The following is a 21,991-nucleotide window of genomic DNA, read 5'->3' as shown; positions in this document are numbered from 1 at the left end:
GGGGCGCGCCGCCGGACAGGTGCCGCATGGCGCCGGCGCCATGCCGTTCCGCATTCTTCATTGTAAACAGGCAAAGCCAAAGCCGGGCGAAACCCGGCTTTGACCCTGTCCATCCGCGCTTATTTCTTGTCTTCGTCCACGACTTCGTAATCGGCATCGACTACATTATCTTTTTTGGCCGCGCCGTCATTTGCCTGTTCTTGACCGGCCTGTTGCGCTTGCGCCGCCTGTTCGTACAGCTTCACGGACAGCTGCTGCACGACTTCGGACAGCTTCTCGGTCGCCGCTTTGATTTCGTCGATATTGTCGCTTTCGAGCGCCTTTTTCACATTTTCCTTGGCTTCGTTCGCCTTATCGATCTCGGCTTGGTCAACCTTGTCGCCCAAGTCCTTCAACGTTTTCTCTGTCGTATATACCAATTGGTCGGCATTGTTCTTCACTTCGACCATTTCTTTGCGCTTCTTGTCTTCTTCCGCGTGCAATTCCGCTTCCTTCATCATGCGGTCGATCTCATCGTCGCTCAAGCCGCTGGAGGATGTGATCGTGATGTTTTGCATCTTGCCGGTTCCTTTGTCCTGGGCAGATACTTTGACGATGCCGTTCGCATCGATATCGAACGTAACTTCGATTTGCGGCACGCCGCGCGGCGCCGGCGGGATATCACCCAGCATGAAGCGTCCCAGCGTCTTGTTGTCCGCCGCCATCGAACGCTCCCCTTGCAGAACATGAATCTCGACGCTCGTCTGATTGTCCGCATACGTCGAGAAGATCTGCGACTTGCTCGTCGGGATCGTCGTATTGCGCTCGATCATCTTCGTGAATACGCCGCCTGCCGTCTCGATTCCGAGAGAAAGCGGAGTGACGTCGAGCAGGACGACATCCTTCACGTCGCCGGTCAGCACGCCCGCCTGCACGGCTGCGCCCAGCGCGACGACTTCGTCCGGATTCACGCCTTTATGCGGCTCTTTGCCGGTCAGTTTTTTGATTGCTTCCTGAACGGCCGGAATCCGGGTCGATCCGCCGACGAGGACGACTTTATCGATATCGGACGGAGTCATGCCCGCATCCTGCAGCGCTTGGCGCGTCGGGCCGAGCGTACGCTCCACCAGATGCGCGGACAGCTCCTCGAACTTGGCGCGCGTCAGGTTCAGCTCCAAGTGCTGAGGAACGCCGTCGACGACCGTGATGAACGGCAAGCTGATCGTCGTCGTCAGTACGCCGGACAGCTCTTTTTTCGCTTTTTCCGCCGCATCCTTCAGACGCTGGACTGCCGCTTTATCTTTGCTCAGGTCGATGCCCTGTTCTTTTTTGAATTCCGCTACCAAGTAGTCGATAATCACTTGGTCGAAGTCGTCTCCGCCCAACTGGTTATCGCCGCTCGTCGCTTTCACTTCGAAGAAGCCGTCGCCCAATTCGAGAATCGAGACGTCAAATGTGCCTCCTCCCAAGTCGTAGACGAGAATCGTATGGTCGCCTTCTTTGTCCGCGCCATAAGCAAGCGCAGCCGCGGTCGGCTCGTTCACGATGCGGAGCACTTCCAGGCCCGCGATCTTGCCGGCATCCTTCGTCGCCTGGCGCTGGGAATCGTTGAAGTACGCCGGTACGGTAATAACCGCCTGCGTAACCGTCTGGCCCAGATAAGCCTCTGCGTCGGATTTGAGCTTCTGCAAAATCATGGCGGAAATTTCTTGCGGCGTATACGATTTGTCGTCGATCGTCGTCTTGTGCGCCGAGCCCATATGACGCTTAATCGAGCTGATCGTGCGATCCGGGTTCGTGATCGCCTGGCGCTTCGCCGTCTCGCCGACGATGCGCTCCCCGTCTTTTTTGAAGCCGACAACCGAAGGGGTTGTGCGGGCGCCTTCCGGATTCGGGATGACGACGGCTTCGCCGCCCTCCATTACCGCAACACAAGAGTTGGTCGTTCCCAAGTCAATACCGATAACTTTACTCATTGCAAATGTAACCTCCTCAACTGGCTCTCAATCTATTTCATATTAACCAAGCGGATAGCATGTGAACGCCATCTCTTAGCCGCTTACCTTGACCATCGCCGGGCGAAGCACCCGATCCTTGAGCATATAGCCCTTCTGGACTTCTTCCACGACAATGCCTTCCTCATGCTCTTCCGACTCCACCTGCATAATCGCCTGATGGAATTCCGGGTTGAACGGCTCGCCCACGGCGTTCATCGCCTTCACGCCTTCCTGCTCCAGCACCTGCATGAATTGGCGGAAGATCATGTCCACGCCTTTGACGAACGATTGCTCTTCGCTGCCCGTCTGGGCTGCGGCCAAGGCGCGCTCGAAGTTGTCGAGCACCGGCAGCAGCTGGGTCACCAGCTTGGACGATGCGTACTGAGCCAGTTCTTCCTTCTCCTTCATCGTGCGGCGGCGGAAATTATCGAAATCCGCCTGGGCACGCAGCAGCCGCTGCTGAAGCTCCTCCGCTTGCGCTCGGGCCTCCTTCAGCTCTGCAGGCTCTTCCTGCGCTTCCTCCGCTGCCTTGCCTTCTGCTTCGGATGTCGCCTCGCCCTCCTGCATATGTTCAACGTCGGCCGCTTCCACAGCCTCCGAGTCCATCTGTTCATTCCTGTCCATCTTCTCTTCTTGTTCCGGGTTCAATCCTTGCACCTCCCTTATGTAGTCAATCCTTCTATTATCCTGCTCCGGGAAGCCGGAGCCTTACGCTTCCGGCTTCATCTTAATGACCGTGTGAATCCGCAGCACGGCGGCGGCCACTTCGCCTGCCGCCCGGAGCGCATGAAGCTTCACGGCGGCCGGGTCGACGATGCCGGCCTCGACATAGTCCAGCAGCGCTCCGCTGTCACAGTCAATGCCGATGGCATCGGACGCCGACGCCGTCTGCGCCGCCCGCGCTTCCTCCAGCTTCTCCAGCGGATTGAAGCCGGCGTTCAGCACAATCTGGGCCATTGGCTTGCGCAGCGCCTGCGCCACCGCGGCTACGCCGAACGCTTCCATGCCGCGGACGGTCTCCCGGTAGCGCTCCAGCATGTAAGAGAGCGCCAGCTCGGTCGTGCCGCCGCCCGGCAGGACGCCGCTCTGGATCGCGGCTTGCAGCGCCGCGGCGGCATCCTGGGCGATGCGCGCCCGCTCGCCCACGACCTCGCGCGTGCTCGCTCCCACGATGAGCGTCACCTGCGTGGAGCGCATGCCCGCCTGCTCCGGCGAACCGGGCGATCCCGCAGAGCTGGGCGCCGTCTGCGGGGCGTACAGCCGCACGCGCTCCAGGCGCTCATCGTAGCGCACGCAGGCGGTGCGGCCGAGCAGCGGCTCCAGCACCGCCGCATCCTTGGCCAGGGCGGCGCGCTTCAACGGTTTCCCGCCCGTAAGGCGGCAGACCCGCATGATATCTTCGCGGCTGACCCGCTGCACGACCATCATATCATGGTCGAGACAAAATTGCTCCGCTTCCGGATGAAGCCCCCGCTCCAGCACGAGGAAGCCGACCCCCAGCTCATGAAGACGCTGAAGCCGCTCCATGAATGCCGAGCGGTGAGCCATATACTGCTGGAAGCCGGCTTCGGTCGTCAGCAGCTGTTCGTCGAGCGTGTCCGGTTCGAGCGCATCCTGAAGGATGAGGACACGGCAGGCTGTGCGTTCCGGCAGCCAATCCCGCTGCAGCGGCTTCTGCTTCAGGAGCACGCCGTGGAACCATTCATTGCTCGCCTTCTCATGCGCGACTATCTGCTCGGCGAGCCGATAGGCCGGATTCTGAAGCTGATCCCAGCCCACCGCCTGTCCCGCTTCCAGGACGAGGCGGACGATGTCGCTCTGCTCGCGGCCCGCGATATGTACCGCCCGGTGCAGCTTCGGGTCGTCCCAGCCGCCCAGCCGAAGCGCGCGTTCCGCCAGCCGGTCGGCCGCGACGCGGATGCCTTCAAGCATCCCGGTCACGACCTTCGCCGCGGGGACGCCTCTCGTCACCTGGGCGACGCCTTCCTGCACCAGCGCGCCGGCCAATACCGTCGCCGTCGTCGTGCCGTCACCAACCTCGCTCTGCTGGGCGCGCGCCACCTGGATGAGCAGCCGGGCTGCCGGATGGCTCACATCCATTTTCTCCAAAATGGTGACGCCGTCATTGGTAATGACAACGTCGCCATTCGCGCCGACCAGCATGACGTCCAGCCCCTTCGGGCCAAGCGTGCCCTCGACAGCCGCGGCGAGCGCCCGGACGGCATGGGCATTATTCAGGAGCGTCGCATAGCGCTCGTCGGTCTCCTGTACTTGTCCTTGTCCTTGAGTCACAAGCCGCCCCCTCCCGATTATTTATACCATTGTTGCATGAATACCGCCATTTGGCCGGACAGGTGGTTCAACAGCGTAATGACCTTCGCATACTCCATCCGCGTCGGCCCCAGGATGCCCACCGTACCCAGCGTCTGTCCATCGACCGAATAGGTTGCGGTAATCATGCTGCAGTTCGTAATGGCGGCATGCGCGTTCTCTTGGCCGATGCGGACTTGGATGCCGGAAGGGGCGGAGCCCACGACCTTGATCAAGGCCGGCGTCTCCTCGAGCAGCTCCCAGATCGTCTTGATCTTGTCGACATCCTGGAATTCCGGCTGAGCCAGCATGTTGGTCGCCCCGCTCAAGTAGACTTGCCGATGGTCGCTATTGTCGGCCAGGATGCCTTCCACGAGCGCCATCAGTTCCTGGACATGCGACACATATTGGCTTATCTCCTGCCCAATCTCGGTATACAGCCGCGAGCGCAGCTTATATAGAGGAACGCCGACAAGCTTCGCGTTCAGCAGGTTGACCACCGTCTCCAGTTCGGAGGCGGAGACGCCCTCGGGGAGCGTGACCGTCTTGTTCTCGACATGGCCTGTACTTGTCACGACAATCGCGACCGCCGTATTCTCGTTCAGCGGCAGAAGCTGAAAATGACGAAGCGAGGCGTCGAAAACTTCCGGCCCCAGCGCGATTGACGTATAATTGGTCAATTGAGACAAAATCGATGCCGTATGCTGCACAATCTCTTCCATTGCTGTTATCTTCTCCGCGAAGGCGGATTTCAACCGAATGATGTCTTCGCCGGAGAGACGATCAAGGCGAACGAGATGATCGACATAATAACGGTACCCTTTATGAGATGGAATGCGCCCTGCTGACGTATGCGGCTGCTCCAGATAACCGAGCTCTTCCAGATCGGCCATCTCGTTGCGAATCGTCGCCGGGCTGAAATTCACGTCGCCCCGCTTCGAAATGCTGCGAGATCCGACAGGCTCCGCAGAACGGATATAATCATCAATGATGGCATTCAAAATCATACGCTGGCGTTCCGTCAACATGCGCATCCCTCCTTAGATGTAGTAGGATATCCGTTAGCACTCATCATCGTCGAGTGCTAACCGTCACTACAAAAATACCAAACGGACAAGATGATTGTCAAGTCAGTTCGGTACTTTGGGCGTGCATTGATCTTTGTTCAATTGCAAGGCTTGCCGCTCGGAATGCTGTTCACATCCGCCATTTCAATTCAACATTTTCAGAACCGCTATTTCATCGCAGCAGTGCCGCTTTTTGCAGTGGACGCAGTCGGTCCATACCTTTTCCGGGAAAATCTCCTTCTCCACGATCTCGAATCCGTTCTTCTGAAAAAAACGAGCTTCATACGTCAAGGCCATCACCTTCGGTATCGCACGGGCCTCCGCTTCTTCCAGGAGCTTGTCAACCAGGAGCGACCCAATGCCCCGGCCCTTGCATTCCGGCACGATGCCCAGCGAGCGAATCTCCACCAGATCGCTCCCGAGCTGGCACAGCGAGCCGCAGCCGACCAGGCGCTCATCGAGCTCAGCCACCACGAAGTGCTCCAATTGCGCCTCCAGCACCTTCCGCGAACGAGGAAGCATGATCCCTTGCTCTGCATAAAAACGAATAAGTTCCGTTAAAGCGTCAATGTCTTCCGGTACAGCTTTTCTTACGATGGGTATCATGTTGAGTCCCTCCGAGTGTGACCTGCCTCACATTGTGTTTTACGTATGAATATACAATATGATGCATAGTTTTTCAAGGGGGATTTTCCCTGCGTCGAAGCCGGCCGCCCGTAACGCCCGCATCCTTTTTAACACGATTTCCGCCGGAGCCGGCCGCCGCCGCGAAGCCTGTTCATGAATACATGACTCTCCATGCCCGGGACATACTAGCCATAAGGCCTCATGTTATGAAAAGGCAGGTGAATCAGAGCAGTATGACAAAAAGAGTATTATTCATTACCGTCTTTTTCGCGGTCATCGGCTCCATGTTCGTTATTCCGCAAATGATCGACCCTTCAATGGGGGACATTGTGTTCACCTTCGCAGGCGTGCTTATCGGCTCGCTGTTCATGGGCTTGGCCGTTGCTCTCTTCATGCGATTGCTGCTGAAGCGCTAGCCCCGGCTTCCGGCGATAAAATAGAGCAAAACCGCCGCAACCTGATTCGATCAAGCTGCGGCGGTCACGGTCTGCTGCGGACATATGCCTCTCGTTATCGCTCCGTTCCTTGCACAAGCGCGCCGACAAAGGCGGCGAACACATCATTGCCGAACAACAGGCCCTGCTCTGTCAGCCGGTAGCCCGCTTCCGTCGGCTCCAGCAGCCCCTCCTTCAGCAGCCGCTTAATCGGCTGAGCGAACACTTTGTCGAGCAGCGCGCCGTTGAATTGCTCCGCGAAGCGCTCGCTGCTTACTCCTTCCAGCATCCGGAGGCCGACCATCATGAAATCTTCCATCGCTTCCGCTTCCTCGACCCGGAATGAATCAAGGCGGGGCAAGCCTTGCTTGCAGGCGTCGTTATACGGAGTGACGCCCTTGATGTTCAGATGCCGCTGCCGCCCGACATAGCCGTGCGCGCCGGCGCCGAGGCCATAGTAGTCCTCATTGCGCCAATAGGTCGTGTTATGCCGGCTCGCGTAGCCCGGCCGCGCGAAGTTGCTGATCTCGTACTGATCGTAGCCGGCCGCCTTCATCCGATCCATGATGAGCATATACATGTCGAGCTCTTCCTCTTCGCTCGGAAGCGGCAGCTCGTTGCGGTGGTACATCGCATGGAACAGCGTGTTCTCTTCCACCTTCAGACTGTAAATGGACAGATGCGGAAGGTCGAGCTCCAACGCTTTCCCGACGCTATGCTCTACCATCTCTACCGTCTGGTTCGGGAGGCCGAACATCAGGTCGATGGACATATTGGCGAATCCGGCCCGCTTCGCGTTGTCAATGCTCCGGTAGACGTCGTCCGTATTATGAATGCGGCCGATGCCGGTCAACAGATCATTGTTGAAGGATTGGACCCCGAAGCTCAGCCGGTTCACGCCGCCCTCCCGCATGACCTGCAGCTTGTCCGGATCGGTCGTGCCGGGGTTCGCTTCCATCGTGAACTCGATATCGGGGCTCCACTGCGGGAAGGCGCGCCGAACCGAGGCCAGAAAATACTCCATCTGCTCCGGCGTCAAGACGGTCGGCGTTCCTCCGCCGACGAATATCGAATCAATCATCCCTGGGGGATGCTGCTGAACGGTATGCTCCATTTCTTGCTCCAGCGCCCGCAGGTAGTCCATTACCGGCTGCCCCTTCAGCACATAGGAATTAAAGTCGCAATAATGGCATTTATTCGTGCAGAACGGGATGTGGATATAGACCGCGCGCGGAGCGCGGCCTTCAGCCGAAGGATGGGCTCCTTCGCTTCGTTCGTTCCGTGTCATGCATATTCCCTCCCATTTCCTGCTTCTATCTGAAGTGTCTTCTAGCTTGCTGACTATAAAGTGAGTGTTCAAAAAGGCCGGGGTTCAGCATCGAGAAGGTTGCAAGAACTCGAAGCCTATGCTTCCGTTGCGAGCTTGGCTTCGCAAAACTTGCAAGGAACCGCGCAATGCAGCAAGACTGCATGAACTAAAATGTTTCCGACAGGCGGCATTCTTCGGAAGCCTAAGCTATTCAAGAGTGAATGCAAGTTTCGAAGCCGAGTCGCTTCCTCAGCGCCTCATGATGGACTTTTTGAACAACTTCTAAAAAAGAGGGAGCATCCGCCCCCTCCCCGCTACTTATTATCATCAATTTTAAGCACGGCCATGAACGCTTCCTGAGGCACTTCCACGCTGCCTACCTGCTTCATGCGCTTCTTGCCTTCCTTCTGCTTCTCCAGCAGCTTCCGCTTCCGGGAGATGTCTCCCCCGTAACATTTGGCCAAGACGTTCTTGCGCATCGCCTTGACTGTCTCGCGGGCGATAATCTTCGTTCCGATCGCAGCCTGCACCGGCACTTCGAACATCTGGCGCGGAATCAGCTCGCGCAGCTTCTCGCACAGCAGCTTGCCCCGATGGTACGCCCGATCCTTGTGCACGATGACCGACAAGGCGTCGACCTGCTCGTTGTTGAGCAGAATGTCCATCTTGACGAGATTCGATTTGCGGTAGCCCGACAGCTCATAGTCGAACGAAGCATAGCCGCGCGTGCTGGACTTCAGTTGATCGAAGAAATCGTATACGATCTCGGACAGCGGAATCTGGTACGTAATCGTAACCCGCGTCGTGTCGAGATATTGCATATCTACGAATTCGCCGCGCTTGCCTTGGCACAGCTCCATTATCGCGCCGACGAAATCGTTCGGCACGATAATCGTCGCCTTGACGTACGGCTCCTCTACATAGTCGAGCTTGCTCTGATCCGGGTAGTTCGACGGGTTGTCGATCGTCAACGTTTCTCCGCTCGTCAGCGTCACATGATAAATTACGCTTGGCGCCGTCGTGATGAGCGGAATATTGAATTCGCGCTCGATCCGCTCCTGAATAATCTCCATGTGGAGCAAACCGAGGAAGCCGCAGCGGAAGCCGAAGCCGAGAGCCGATGAGGTCTCCGGCTCGAAGGAGAGCGAAGCGTCATTCAACTGCAGCTTCTCCAGCGCTTCCCGCAGATCATTATAGTCCGACGTCTCAATCGGATACAGCCCGCAGAATACCATCGGATTGATGCGGCGGTAGCCCGGAAGCGGCTCCGCGGTCGGGCGCTTCGCATCGGTGATCGTATCCCCGACGCGGGTGTCGCCCACGTTCTTGATGCCGGCCACGACGAAGCCGACATCGCCCACGTTCAGCTCGTCGATGATGGTCATGCGCGGCTTGAACGCGCCGACCTCGATCACTTCGAACGTCTTGTTCGTTGCCATCATCTTAATCTTGCTGCCCGCGCGGATGGAGCCGTTGACGACCCGGACATACACGATGACGCCCTTGTACGGATCATAATGGGAATCGAAGATGAGCGCCTTCAGCGGCTCCTCCGGATCTCCGGCCGGCGGCGGGACCTCCTTCACAATCTGCTCGAGGATCTCGCGGATGCCGATGCCTGCCTTGGCGGAGGCCAGCACCGCATTCGAGCAGTCGAGGCCGATCACGTCTTCGATCTCCTGCTTGACCCGCTCCGGTTCGGCGCTAGGCAGATCGATCTTGTTGATGACCGGGAGAATCTCCAGGTTGTTGTCGAGCGCGAGATACACATTCGCCAGCGTCTGCGCTTCAATGCCCTGCGCCGCATCGACGACGAGGAGCGCGCCTTCGCAGGCCGCCAGGCTCCGCGACACCTCATACGTGAAGTCCACGTGGCCCGGAGTATCGATCAGGTTCAGAATGTATTCTTCTCCATCATCCGCCTTGTAGGTCAGGCGGACCGCCTGGAGCTTGATCGTAATTCCCCGTTCCCGCTCCAGATCCATATTGTCAAGGACCTGCGACTGCATTTCCCGGGCGGCCAGCGCTCCCGTATATTCAAGAATCCGGTCAGCAAGGGTTGATTTGCCGTGGTCAATATGCGCAATAATACAAAAATTCCGAATCTTCTTTTGTCGTGACAGCAATTCCGTCATTCGTATTCCATACCCCCACCACTAAGCCAAGTTTCAATTCATTCATTATAACGGATTGAGGGGGCAACAGCAATAAAAAGGCGATTATGGGCCCGCAGCGTCGAAAAACGGCCGCTTCCGGACCCGGATTCGTCAGAATAATCCGTCGAACAAGCCGACGACGGCGCGGATGCCCGCTTGCGATAACGTCTGCAGCAAGCCTGCCGTCTGATCGGCCAGCTTGTTGACCGCCGCATCCTCAACAGGCGGAAGAACCGGCGACGGCTGCGGAGCGGCTTCCGGCGGCCACTCCTGCGGCGGATTGTCCGGAACCGCTGCTTCCCGGCCCTGCACGGGCTCCGGTTCGGCCGGACGGCTCGCAAGCGGCTCTTGAACGGGCCGCTCGGGCCAGGCCGAATCGGCAGGAACGGAGCTCCGGTTCGCATCGGCCGGTCCGTATATCCGCTCGATGCTGACGGAGGTCACCTCCATTCCGATGAAGACGCCGACAACCAACAGAACCATCATGCCTGCTACCTGCTTCGCAAAGCGGGACATAGCGATAGCCTCCTTATCTCATTTTTCCATCGGTCCATTCGTTGAAGCCGTTGCATCAGCCATGGGCCGCCGGCGGAACGTTCTTCCGGCTGGCGGTATTCCGTTCGGGCGCCTGGCCCTTCTGTTCCTCCTGCCCCGGCTTCATACCTTCTTCGCGTTCGTCTTCTCGCGGACGATCTCGGCAATCAGATCCGCCAACACCTCCGCGGTCCGATAATTTTCCTCCAGCGTATTGTCGATGCCCCCGATCTCCATAATTACGCTGTTCGGCGACAAGGATTGATTGTATTCCCCGTTCCCCTGCGCCGTCGACTTGCCCCAGATTCCTCTTGAGACGCCGGGATACCGCTCCTCCAGCCGGTCATGGATCTCCTTGGCGAACTTCTCGTTCTCCCTCCAGCCGGGATTGGCGCGGCCGATGACAAAATAAACTTGGGCATAAGAGGTTCCGTCTATCTCGACCGTCGAATCTTTGCGGCGCAGCGCGTCCCGGTGAATGTCGAAGAAGAACTGGAGATCCTGATGCTCCGCCATCGCCTGCTTTACCGTTTGCTTCGAGTATTTGTAAGAATAATTCCAGCTATACCCTTTGATCGTAGACGCATAGTCCTGATTGGAATGAACGGCTCCGATCCCTCGCTTCTCCAGTTCCTTCTGCAAATGCTTGCCGACCAGCGTCACGTTGATTTTGGCGTCGTTCGGATTCGCGCTCTCCTTCTTCAATTCCGGGTTCCACGACTCCCGGTTATGAGAATGATAGATAAAGACATAATCTTTCAGCCTGGAGCCCGACCCGCTTCCTCTCGGCTCCGACGGGGCTTCGGGCTTCACTGTCTGAGGCGGAGCCGCTCCCCCGGAATCGTCAACCGGCTCTCCCCCATGCTCCGGGAAGGTTGATTCCGCCGGAGGCGAAGGATAATCAACCGGCCCCTTGGCCGATTGGTTCCCGGTGCCTAACCGGAGCGGAATCGCTTGTTCGCTGTTCAGTCCCGGAACTTCTCCGGCGAGCAGCGATCTCGGATCAAGCGGATTCACATTGGTCGCCATCTGTACGAGAAATTGGGCAATCTGTGTCCGGGTAAGGGAAGATTCCCCCTCTCCAGAGGGCAGATTCGGCATTTCCATCGCAAGCATATCGACAAAAATGCGGCTGGACAGCTGAGCCGCGACTCCCTTCATCGAAGCGAGCGGCGACGAATCGAGCTTCTGTTCCAGCAACCCTCCCAGACCAAGCACGATAAAAAACATGGCGGAAGCAATCGATAAGAGCAGAAAGGTGCGTCCCATCAGCAGCGTCTGCATCCACTTCTGCTTCCATTTGGCAACATTGACCGTCCGGAACATAGAAATGCCCTCCTTTATCCTGCTGTCTCACTCTCTCAATCCATTGCGAGAGTGCATTTAGTAGAATCTATGAGGGCATTCTATGAGATAGAACTATATTTTTTGCGGCTCGGCGCCAGGAAGAGAGAGTAGAATGACCGTGCCGCCGCCCGGCTCGCTGGTTGCCTCGAGCGTGCAGCCATGCGCTTCGGCGAGTTGTCTTGAGATCGCCATCCCCAAGCCGCTGCCTTCGGCCGCCCGATCGGTAGATTGGCCCCGGTAATAGCGCGTGAACAAATGACTGAGCGTCTCCGCATCCATGCCCGCGCCGTCGTCCCGGAATTCCAACGCACCCTCCCCCTCACGGACAACAAAGGAGATACGAAGCGATGTGCCCGGCGGATTGTGAAGAAAGGCATTCATGCAAATATTTTCTATGATTCTGCGAAAATATCTCGGATCGAACGAGAACCATATCGGAATCTCCGGCCGCCGATAGTCAATGAGCGTCTTCGGATGATCCGGCAAATTGAGAATGTCATCGAGCGTCTCCTCCAGCCATGCATCGAGGCATAGCCGCTCCCGCTGCAGCGGCAGACTTCCGCTCTGCAGCCGATAGGTGAGATTCAAATCCTGCAGCAGCCGATCCATCCATTCCGCCTTCTCTGTCATGATGCCGGCGAATTCGGCCACTTCTTCCCGCGACCAATCGTACTTCTTCGCTTCCAGCATCCGCGCGTAGCCTAGAATAGAGGCAAGCGGCGTCTTCAGATCATGGGACAGGCCCGCAAGCCACTCCTCGCGCTGCCGCTCATGCCGCCGGCGCTCCTCCTCGGCGGAGCGGAGCCGGGAAGCCAGCTGGCGGAGCGCCTGCATGACGTCTTCATAAATGCGGTAATTCCGCTTCAGCTTGCCGCTGCGCCGCTCCGACCGCGGGAGCCCGCGATGGTCGGCCGGCTCCTCATAAATACCGTCCGCGATTCGCTCCGTCCAGCGCATCACATGCAGCTGAGGACGGGCAAGCCTGGCGCTCTGCCACCAGGCCATGAACAGAAACACCATGATCATCGTGGCGACGATGCCCCCAAGCGCAAGCAGAAAGATTTCCTGATAGGACCCGATGCGAAATCCGGCGGCAGTCACGGCCGCTCCGTTCGTCTGATGAGGCATCTGGAGGACCCATGTATCGCCCGTGGCCGGATTGTACCGGTACGCGAGCACATAGGCATATTGCTCCGGCTGAAGCGACCGCAGCGCAATATCCTGCAGCGTCAGGCGCTCGACGGCGCCCGCCGGCTTGTTCCAGGACTCCACGGTGCGGCCGGCGGCATCCAGGCGGGTCACCCATGCGTCATGCGGCGCCAGGAGCCTGCGGACGGATTCCGAAGCCGACTCCCCTTCCTCCCGCGAGGCCAGCCATTCATCCAGCAGCCGCGATTGGAGCGGGTATATCCCGTATAGCAGCGTAATGTTGCGGCCGCCGACGGAGCGAATATAAATAAAAATCCCGTACTTGCTGGGCAGCTCCCTCTGCACGTAGGCGACCGCTTCTCCCGGCGCATATTGGGCCGGCATGTCGGGGGGCGCGTTGAAGGTCTCGACTACCTTGCCGTCCTCATTGAGCACCTGCAGCCACCCCCCGCTCTCTGTCAGCCGCTGGAGCACCTCATCCGGCCAGATGACCCGCCCTTGCCGATTCACCTTCACCGACTCGACAATCCGGGTCAGCTGGCTGGTTGGCAGATTGCGGCTCATATCCAGCGCGCTCATCCGCTCTGCGACCCACAGGAAAGCCGCAAGCATGCAGCCGAACAGCATGGCGCCAATTAGGAGCCATTGCCCTGCGTAATGCCAGGCCAGCCGTCTGCCTGATTTCATAAGCCGGACCTTCCGATCGGGCGTCCGTCGCCGTCCTGATCGGGCGGCACCAGCTTATAGCCCATGCCGCGCACCGTGACGAGGAGGCGAGGCCTGCCCGGCACTTCTTCGATTCGCTCGCGGATGCGATGAATATGGACCATAACGGTATTGTCATCGCTCATCGCGTCGCAGCCCCATACCCGCTCATATAACTCCTGCTTCGTGAACATCCGGTTCGGATGCCGGCAAAAGAACAGCAGGAGTTGAAACACCATCGCCGGACATTCCACCGGAAGCCCGTCGACCCGCAGCTCGCCTGCCCCTTCATCGACCGAGAATCTTCCATAGACATAACGGGCCGGCAGAGCCGCCTTCGGCTCCGGAGCCGGCTTTCCCGCGGACGCCAGATATCGCTTGAGCTGGGCCTTGACCCGCGCCGCAAGTTCCAACGGATTGAACGGCTTCGTCACATAATCGTCCCCGCCCAGCGCGAAGCCGGTCAGCTTGTCCAGATCGGTCGTCCGGGCCGTCACGAATATAATCGGGGCATCTGTCGCCTCGCGCAGGAACGGAGCCAGCTCGAAGCCGCTTTTTCCCGGAAGCATCACATCCAGCACGATCAAATGGACGGCATGGCTGGCGCAATACCGGACCGCCTCCTCTCCCGTGCTTACGCACGCCACGTCCGTAAACCCTTCCTTGCCGAGCACCGTCCTCACCATTTTGCCAATGGCGGAGTCGTCTTCGACGATCAAGATTCGGCTTTCATAGATGTTCATCCTGCGATATTCCTCCTTAGCGGCTTTTCCTCCGCGGCTCCCTGATTTGCATTTATTCATTGTACCATGCCCGCCTGTCGCCATTTGGAACGCAACCTTAACGGAACCTTAACAGAGTCACGCTTTCCGGGAGAATAGACGTTATTGTTAAGCTAAAAATGAACTGGCGTTACGGTGATGTTCAATCCGGAAGCTTATGCTGAAAAGAGAAGACAGACCAGGAAAGGAAGATGACTCTTGAAGAAACGAGCTCTCGCCGTATGCTTGTTAGCTCTCTCCTCTGCAATCGCCATGGGCGGTTGCGCGGAGAATGCGGGCAGTCAGCAGGAAAGCCCGGTGGAGGAGACCCGTGTGGTTAAGGAGAAGGAGCCCGAATTCGGCGAGAACCGAAAAGCAGACGAGCCACATACGAAGAAAATGGAGGGACTGGAGATGTTGACAGGTGACGACGTCAGCGGCTGGATTGCCGGTCATGAGACGGCCAAGCTGTATGAGCATTTCTCGCCGGAGTTCCAGGAGCAGGTCACGGCCGAGGATATCGATAAGCTGCTTCGCCAATCATGGAAAAAGGGAGAGGCACCGGTTCAAATCTCCCGGCTGGCGGCGGACGGCATGTATACCTACGTATGGAGCAGCAAAGACGGCAAGATGCACCTCTCCGCCATGCTGCGCGAAGGCCGGATTCACGGACTGCTCTTGCGTCCGTCCGACCCCCGGGCCACGGATGAGAAGTACACGCGCCATGCCTACCGGATGCCGTTCGAAGGAGAATGGACGATCGCCTGGGGAGGGACCAACACGATGCTGAACTATCATTATGAATATCCAACGCAGCGGTATGCGTATGATTTGTACATCGTACGGGACGGAGCCAGCCTGGAAGGAGATCCGAAGGACAACGCCAGCTATTTCGCGTTCGGTCAGCCCGTTGTCGCTCCGCTCGACGGCAAGGTCGTCAAGGCCGTGGACGGCCACCCGGATAATGTGCCGTTCGAGAAGCCGCTTTCGGAGGATGCAGCGGGCAATCACATTGTCATCGATCACGGCAACGGCGAATACAGCGTGCTCGCCCATTTCAAAAAGGATTCCATCCTGGTAAAGGAAGGCGATCCGGTGAAGCAGGGCGATCGGCTCGGCCTGTGCGGCAATTCCGGCAATTCGTCGGATGCCCATATCCACTTCCAGGTATCCGACAGCCCTTCTCTGGAGAAAGGGACATCCCTTCGCATCCGGTTCGAGGATGGAAGCGACCCCGTTCGGGGAGATCAGGTGCGGGGTCAGGACCAGAAGTAACGAGGGGCGTAGGCAGGTTACGTTGCGGTAGCGAAGAGCGAGCAAGGTGCGGTTCGTTCGGAGAGCGTCCGCGGGGCCCATCGAGGTTCCGCTAAAATCCGGCAACATGGGGCTTCTGCGGAGCCGCATGCGCTGGCGCGGGGCACAGCATATGCTGGTTAGTAAGTTTTCGATTCGTGAAGCTTCAGGAGCGCGCAGTTCATTCAACAAGCGCAGATTCCGTTCGACGATAAGCCTCGCCGGGCCATCGGCATCAAAAAAACACCCGCCAAGGGTGTTTTTTGGGGTCCTTGGGCATGCCTCAATTGAGCGGCGAAATGGCTGCCGCCGCTTCGGATGAGTCGGCTTGTCCGGACGAGGCGATTTGTGGGACTCAGCGTGAAAATTGCTGCACAGCTGCAGTATTTTCCGCCCGTTGGGCTGTTCTGGGGAAGAATTCCTGCAAAACTACATCATTTTCGCAGTTTCCATCGACTATTTAAGCGATGTGGCAGAAATTCCTGCATTTTTGCAGGAACTCCGACGCGGCATCGGTACGGCGATAGAAATGCTGCATTTTTGCAGTTTTCAGGGACGGATTGGCCAAATGGCGCTGCTTCAACAAACTAGTGAGTTTCGTCTTCTTGGTACGCGTTCAGCCGGTTCGTTTATCGCACTCAGCCTACTTAATACACGTTTACCTTGTTTATCTAGTTCACCCCGTCTACTTATTACGTCTTCACCAGGTTCCCTTATCACACTCAGCCCACTCATTACACGGTTACCCTTTTCACTTAGTTCACTCCGTATACTTATTGCGTCTTCACCAGGCTCCCTCAGCACACTCAGTTACTCGTTAACTCGTTCACTCTTTTTACTTAGACATACTCATCATTATGTGTTCACCGGGTTCGCTTGCCAGACTCAGTTTACTCATAAGCGTTCATTTGGTTCACTTCGTTCGGTCGCTATTTCACCTTGTTCATCAGTTCGCTTCTTTACCGCAGTGCGCTCAATCCAGTCAATTCTGCCTTCGCCGAAGCAATCAACTTAAATCAAAATCAACCAAGTTCAGTTACTCAATTCCGTCATTCAAGCACAATCAAGTGAATCAAGTTCAATCGGCCAATTCCGTCATTCAAGCACAATCAAGTATATCAAGTTTAATCAACCAATCCCGTCAATCAAGCACAATCAAGTGAATCAAGTTCAATCAACCGATCCCGTCAATATCAAACTCAATCAAGTGAATCAAGTTCAATCAACCGATCCCGTCAATCAAGCGCAATCAAGCCAATCAGGTTCAACCAAGTCAATCCCGCCAGTCAGTCAATCAAGCTAAGCAAGCCAATGAAGCCAATCAAGTCAAGCAAGTTCAATCCGTCAATCAAGCTAATCTGCTCAACGGAAGAGACTCAACGCAAATCGAACGCAGTAAATGCAATCTCAAGCAGCTTCGCGCAGATTAATCCGAGGGGAGCTTTAAGCTCCCCCGATTTTTCTAGCACCTCGTGAACCGAGGCAGCTTGATAGGGTGGGGACTCTCCTGGCCCTCGTCCCTGTCCGCCATCAATGCGTGTAGGCGGACACGTTGCTGCTGTCGACCGCTTCGTGCAGGGCCGCGTTCAGGCCGCTGGCGATAATGTTGGCCATATCCTCCATGAATTCGTCGACTTCCTTCGGCGTCACGATGAGATCATGGCCAAGCGGCTCCAGCACTTCCTTCACCAGCAGCAGCCGATCCTGCTCGCCGATGTCATCGAGAATGCCGAGAATATGCCGGGTCTGATCCGTCTCTTGCTTGAAGTGCTCCCGCATCATTTCGAAGGCGTTGTTGACGATGGTCGAAGCGTAGCATACGGTCGGCACGCCGATGGCGATGCACGGCACCCCGAGAATCTCCCGGGTCAGCCCCCGCCGCTTGTTCCCGATGCCGGAGCCGGGATGAATCCCGATATCGGCAATCTGGATCGTCGTATTGACGCGCTCCAGCGCTTTCGAGGCAAGCGCGTCGATCGCGATGATGAGATCGGGGCGGATTCGATCGACGATGCCTTGCACGATATCGCTGGACTCGATCCCCGTCACGCCGAGCACGCCGGGTGCGACGGCGCTGACCTCACGGTAGCCGGGGCTGACCTGATCCGGCATTACCTCGAAGTAATGGCGGGTGACCAGCACATTCTCGACGACGAGCGGCCCAAGCGCATCGGGAGTCACATTCCAGTTCCCGAGGCCGACGATAAGCACTTTGGCGGAAGAGCCGATCCCGATTTCTTCGAGAAAAGAACCGAACAGCTGCGCGAACGATGTGGCGACGCGGTCCTGGAGGTCGGAATCTTTGCGCCGCAAGCCCGGCACCTCGATCGTGATGTAGCGCCCCGGCATGCGGCCGATGGCGCGCGACCCTTCCTCCGTCTGCACATGAATCCGCGTTATCTTGATGCCGCGATCCTCCTCGACATGCTCCTGCACTCCGGGAATGGAGGCGGCGCGATCAGGGGATACCATTTCCCTGGATTCCAACGCCAAATCGGTACGAACCGAATAATTGCGCAAATCCGCCGTCATAAGTCTACCTCCCAAAAGTTCCATTTTGCAGATATTGTGTCTGATGGAGGCCAACTTTATGCGGCAGCAGCGGAAATACCGCATGCCGACGCCTATTCGGGAAATTGGGAGACCGAGGCAAACATATTGCTTTTTAGGGTATGTCATGCTAGAATATTTTAAGTTGTGAATCTATCTCATGCTGATCTGGAAATGGTATAGATTCGATTGTCGCACTACGATGCAACGGAGGTGAATGCAATGCCTAACATTAAATCCGCTGTGAAACGCGTAAAAACGAACGACAAGCGCCGTCTGTTGAACGCTTCTCAGAAGTCCGCACTTCGTACGGCTGTCAAAGCAGCTGACGCTGCATTGGCTAATAATGAAGTGGAAACTGCCAAAGGAGCTGTCGCTCTGGCTTCGAAGAAATTGGACAAAGCCGTTACTAAAGGCTTGATCCACAAAAATGCGGCTGCCCGCAAGAAGTCCCGCTTGGCACAAAAATTGAACGCTCTGCTCGCACAAGCGTAAGCAGCAGCCTTTCATACTTAAATGCAGCAAAGAAGCCCGAAGATGAACGCCTCGCGTCCGTCTTCGGGCTTTTGTTGATGGCAGGCTAGCGTGAACCGGCCATTCCGCTGCGCGTGGTGCCCGCCGCCATCCGCATGATGAACATTTCCAGACCGAGCGCCTTGTCCACCCGCCCCGACTTCATCTCATAGTCAAGCTCGGCCGCTTCGGCCAACCATCCGGCCAATACATCGGTTCCGTAGGCGCGCGCCTGTTCGGCCGCCATCTTGGCCGCGTAAGGATGGATTCCGAGCTGAGAGGCCGCCTGCTGCTGCGTGAAGCTCCGGTTCGTCAGCTCCTTGACCTGGAGCATTATCCGGAGCTGCCGGACGATGAGCGCCATAATCTTAATCGGCTCCTCCTTCTGCTTCAGCAGCTCGTGCAGGGTCGCCAATGCCTTGCCGGCGCGATGGCGAACGACATCCTCGACCAATTGGAAGACGTTCTGCTCCGTGTTTTTGGCAATAAGACCTTCGATCGCCGACGCATCAATAACGCCGCCCTCCCCCGCGAACAAGCAGCATTTCTCAATCTCGCCGGCCAACGCCTGCAGATTCGTCCCTACCGCATTCAACAGGGCCGTGACCGCTTCCTCCCCGATGGAGCAGCCATGATTGCCCGTCTCCCGCTTCACCCACTGCGCCAGCTCCTCGGCCCCCAGCGGCTGAAAAGCGAGCACCGCGGCCTTCGCCTTGGCTGTCTTGACCGTCTTCTTGCGCTCATCGAGCTTGTCCGCCTGCACCAGGAAGACGATGATGCTGGTCTCCATCGGCTGTTCCATATATTCAAGCAGCCGCTCGGTGCGATGCTCCATCTTGTCCTTCCCGGAAGCAAAAATCGATTGATCCTTAACCAGGATGCACTTGCGGGGCACAAGAAACGGCAGTGTCTCCGCTTCTTCGATGACAGCCTCGATCGGAGCTTCGGCCGTGTCCATCTTCATTATGGCCAAGTCCCGGTTCTCCGGCTCGAAAGCATGCTCCAGCAAACCGTGAACGAATTCTTGCATTCTGTACTTTTCCGTACCGTACAGTACATATATCGGGCGCGGCTCCCCGCGCTGGATTTCTTTAATCGCCGCCTTCATATCCAATGCCTTATGCCTCCCCCTGTCTATGCACTTCATGATAGCAAAATTTGCGGAACGCCGCAAAAAAACAAAGGGACCGGCGCAGCCCTCGCGGACGGCGCAAGTCCCTTTGTCCCATACCATCTATGATAAACGCCTGCAGCGAAGCTCTAGAAACTCCGCGCAAACGGTCACACGACGTACGGGAACGTCACTTGCTTCATTTCCTTTGATACCTCATCATACGCGCGCCGCGCCGATTGTGTGCCGCTCCCCGGGGGATGGCGCAGCCCATTTTTTGCAGCGCGCGAGCCTGCGGCCCTCTAGGTTGCCGGCTTGGCCGTACCGGGCACCACGACGGGCTCCTTCTTCTCGGCCTCGCCGGCGGCCGTTTCCGTCAATCCGTTCGAAGACACGTCATAATGGAACTGGCGCACTCCGTCCGCTGTCCGCACGGTTACTTCCAGACGGCTGCTGTCCGAAGACCAGATCAGCTCTTCCGGCCTGTCGGCGAATGCCAGCGTCTGCAGCTTGGTCTGTTCCGTATCGGTGACCCCGTACAACATCAGTTGGCCGTTCTCCCATAGGACCATCCATTTGCCGTCCGGCGATGTTGCTTCCTTCGACGCCGCGAACAGGGATTGACGGTTCAAATCGCTGTCCGCGAACCCCATGCTGCCGGCATCGGCGCTCGAACCGTTCTCCAGCTCTTCATTTTCGGTAACGGCGGGAATGGACGGCGGCACCTGGCTGTCCTGCTGCTCGGCTGGGTCCGCTCCGGTATGCTGCTTGCCGGCCGCAGGCTCCTCGGCCTTCTTGTCTTGCTTCCCGTTCTTCTCTTGCTTCTCTGCAGGCGGCGATGCCGCCGGCTTACGCTCCTGCTCCCGCTTCGGGTTCTTCTTCGGACGGTCCTCTGCCGCGCCGCTGCCTTCCGCCGGCTTCGCCGGCGCGGTGTCCGGCACTTCCTCCCATTTCTGTCCCGTGCCGTCTGGCAGTTGGGCATTTTGTTGCTGCTGCGTATTCGGCGCATTGCCATCGTTGGCCGCTCCAGCTTTGGGTTCTGGCGTCGCCGGCTTCCCGTCCGGATGAGTGCTTCGAAGCGCCTGACTCGAATTCGGTACGGCGCCGGACTCTTGCGAAGACTTCGACATCAATTCCGTAAAGTCGCCCGCCTGCTCCGTCGCCGTCGGCGGCTTGAACATCACCATGAATAAGCCAAACACGAGACCTGCGGCCACCACGGCTCCTGCAGAACGCCATGGCCGCTTGCGGTACCATTTCTGTACCGGAGTCACGGCCTGCAGCTTCTGCTCTCTCTTCCCGGGGCCCGTCGCGCTTCCCTGGCGCTCCATGGAACCCGAAGCCGGGGAAGGCGATGCGCCCGCTGCTGCGGCCTGCTCCTTATCCAGCTGCTGCAAGGAAGGCAATATCGCATCCACCAGGCTGTAAGGCGGAGTAACCTTCGGCAGGTGAACCAGTTCCTGATGAATATTCTCTAACCGTTCTGCCATCTCGGCGCAGGCGGGGCATCGGCGGATATGCTCTGTCAGCAGGCTCTCTTCCGACTGCGTCAACTCACCATCCAAGCTGCGTTGCTTCAGTTCCATCACCTCTGCACAGTTCATCCTCGTACACCACCTTTCTCATAATCTTGCAGCATCGTCTGCAGTTGTTGCCGGGCGCGAAATAGATAGGATTTGACCGTGTTCAACGGCAAATTCAAGCTTTCCGCAATCTCGTTGTAGGAAAAATCTTGCAGATATCGCAGAACGACGACCGCACGATGATGTTCAGGCAGCCGATCTATTGCCTCACGTATGTCCTGTGCCGTGTAGGCGGACATAACTTCCTTCTCTACATTCTGTTCCCCGACAAACACGAGGTCATGCTCATCAATCGACACAGTCGGGCGATTGCGCCGGAATTTGTCAATGCAAATATTCGTCACAATCCGCTGCACCCATGTTTTGAACTGAGCTTTTTCCTCATAAGATTGAATTTTGGAATAAATCCGGATTAAGGCCTCTTGGGACGCGTCCAGTGCATCCTGCTCATTATTGAGGATATAATAAGCTGTCCGATACACGTATTGTTCGATTTCCCGCAAAAGAGTGATTAAAGCGTCGCGATCGCCGGATTGAGCGGCTCGTATCAGTCCCGAATCCACTAC

The 21,991-nt window shown here is 57.4% G+C and carries 18 protein-coding genes; 3 read left to right on the top strand and 15 right to left on the bottom strand.

The window, feature by feature from the left end:
- Positions 1–119: 119 nt before the first annotated feature.
- The 5 genes from dnaK to L6439_RS08320 all read right to left on the bottom strand — a co-directional run bounded on the left by dnaK (position 120) and on the right by L6439_RS08320 (position 5,959).
- Positions 120–1,955 (bottom strand): molecular chaperone DnaK, encoded by a 1,836-nt coding sequence (gene dnaK, locus L6439_RS08340; RefSeq protein WP_168179298.1) that lies wholly within the window; start codon positions 1,953–1,955, stop codon positions 120–122.
- A 75-nt stretch (positions 1,956–2,030) separates the two neighbouring features.
- Positions 2,031–2,600 carry a nucleotide exchange factor GrpE gene (grpE, locus tag L6439_RS08335; protein WP_374043167.1) on the bottom strand — a complete coding sequence of 190 codons (570 nt, stop codon included), beginning with the start codon at positions 2,598–2,600 and terminating at the stop codon, positions 2,031–2,033.
- Between the two features lie 84 nt (positions 2,601–2,684).
- The gene (locus L6439_RS08330; protein ID WP_168179296.1) at positions 2,685–4,268 is read right to left on the bottom strand and encodes a TCP-1/cpn60 chaperonin family protein; all 1,584 of its coding nucleotides are present in this window, start codon (positions 4,266–4,268) and stop codon (positions 2,685–2,687) included.
- 17 nt (positions 4,269–4,285) lie between these two features.
- Complete coding sequence (gene hrcA, locus L6439_RS08325) at positions 4,286–5,314, bottom strand: heat-inducible transcriptional repressor HrcA (protein ID WP_213469054.1); 1,029 nt, start codon at positions 5,312–5,314, stop codon at positions 4,286–4,288.
- 183 nt (positions 5,315–5,497) lie between these two features.
- Positions 5,498–5,959, bottom strand: coding sequence for an N-acetyltransferase (locus L6439_RS08320; RefSeq protein ID WP_213469053.1), 462 nt, complete (start codon positions 5,957–5,959; stop codon positions 5,498–5,500).
- 254 nt (positions 5,960–6,213) lie between these two features.
- On the opposite strand from L6439_RS08320, the gene L6439_RS08315 reads away from it, so the two are divergent.
- Positions 6,214–6,396 carry a hypothetical protein gene (locus L6439_RS08315; RefSeq protein WP_168179293.1) on the top strand — a complete coding sequence of 61 codons (183 nt, stop codon included), beginning with the start codon at positions 6,214–6,216 and terminating at the stop codon, positions 6,394–6,396.
- Between the two features lie 94 nt (positions 6,397–6,490).
- Here L6439_RS08315 and hemW read toward each other — a convergent pair whose 3' ends face one another.
- From hemW to L6439_RS08285, 6 genes are all read right to left on the bottom strand, one after another.
- Positions 6,491–7,702, bottom strand: coding sequence for a radical SAM family heme chaperone HemW (hemW, locus tag L6439_RS08310; RefSeq protein WP_213469052.1), 1,212 nt, complete (start codon positions 7,700–7,702; stop codon positions 6,491–6,493).
- Between the two features lie 335 nt (positions 7,703–8,037).
- Positions 8,038–9,858, bottom strand: coding sequence for a translation elongation factor 4 (gene lepA, locus L6439_RS08305; RefSeq protein ID WP_168179291.1), 1,821 nt, complete (start codon positions 9,856–9,858; stop codon positions 8,038–8,040).
- 132 nt (positions 9,859–9,990) lie between these two features.
- Entirely contained in the window at positions 9,991–10,395 is a 405-nt protein-coding gene (locus tag L6439_RS08300; RefSeq protein ID WP_213469051.1) for a translation initiation factor 2, read from the bottom strand.
- Positions 10,396–10,536: 141 nt separating this feature from the next.
- Positions 10,537–11,739 (bottom strand): stage II sporulation protein P, encoded by a 1,203-nt coding sequence (locus tag L6439_RS08295; protein ID WP_168179289.1) that lies wholly within the window; start codon positions 11,737–11,739, stop codon positions 10,537–10,539.
- A 93-nt stretch (positions 11,740–11,832) separates the two neighbouring features.
- Positions 11,833–13,596 carry a sensor histidine kinase gene (locus tag L6439_RS08290; RefSeq protein WP_213469050.1) on the bottom strand — a complete coding sequence of 588 codons (1,764 nt, stop codon included), beginning with the start codon at positions 13,594–13,596 and terminating at the stop codon, positions 11,833–11,835.
- Positions 13,593–14,357: a response regulator transcription factor gene (locus L6439_RS08285; protein ID WP_172878837.1), complete on the bottom strand. Its 765-nt coding sequence runs from the start codon at positions 14,355–14,357 to the stop codon at positions 13,593–13,595. Before L6439_RS08285 ends, L6439_RS08290 begins: the two co-directional genes overlap by 4 nt.
- Before the next feature lie 237 nt (positions 14,358–14,594).
- On the opposite strand from L6439_RS08285, the gene L6439_RS08280 reads away from it, so the two are divergent.
- Positions 14,595–15,650, top strand: coding sequence for a M23 family metallopeptidase (locus L6439_RS08280; RefSeq protein ID WP_213469049.1), 1,056 nt, complete (start codon positions 14,595–14,597; stop codon positions 15,648–15,650).
- 1,548 nt (positions 15,651–17,198) lie between these two features.
- Here L6439_RS08280 and gpr read toward each other — a convergent pair.
- Positions 17,199–18,200: a GPR endopeptidase gene (gene gpr / locus L6439_RS08275; RefSeq protein WP_168179286.1), complete on the bottom strand. Its 1,002-nt coding sequence runs from the start codon at positions 18,198–18,200 to the stop codon at positions 17,199–17,201.
- A 240-nt stretch (positions 18,201–18,440) separates the two neighbouring features.
- Between gpr and rpsT the strand changes: the two genes are divergently transcribed.
- Positions 18,441–18,713, top strand: coding sequence for a 30S ribosomal protein S20 (gene rpsT, locus L6439_RS08270; protein WP_168179285.1), 273 nt, complete (start codon positions 18,441–18,443; stop codon positions 18,711–18,713).
- Positions 18,714–18,798: 85 nt separating this feature from the next.
- On the opposite strand, the gene holA is transcribed toward rpsT, so the two are convergent.
- From holA to L6439_RS08255, 3 genes are all read right to left on the bottom strand, one after another.
- Complete coding sequence (holA, locus tag L6439_RS08265; RefSeq protein WP_213469048.1) at positions 18,799–19,845, bottom strand: DNA polymerase III subunit delta; 1,047 nt, start codon at positions 19,843–19,845, stop codon at positions 18,799–18,801.
- A 299-nt stretch (positions 19,846–20,144) separates the two neighbouring features.
- Positions 20,145–21,446: an anti-sigma factor family protein gene (locus L6439_RS08260; RefSeq protein ID WP_213469047.1), complete on the bottom strand. Its 1,302-nt coding sequence runs from the start codon at positions 21,444–21,446 to the stop codon at positions 20,145–20,147.
- Complete coding sequence (locus L6439_RS08255; RefSeq protein WP_168179283.1) at positions 21,443–21,988, bottom strand: RNA polymerase sigma factor; 546 nt, start codon at positions 21,986–21,988, stop codon at positions 21,443–21,445. The genes L6439_RS08260 and L6439_RS08255 overlap by 4 nt, the downstream gene beginning before the upstream one ends.
- Between the last annotated feature and the right edge of the window lie 3 nt (positions 21,989–21,991).

Source organism: Paenibacillus dendritiformis, from assembly GCF_021654795.1.
Lineage (GTDB): Bacteria > Bacillota > Bacilli > Paenibacillales > Paenibacillaceae > Paenibacillus_B.
This window is presented reverse-complemented; position numbering and strand designations above follow the sequence as displayed.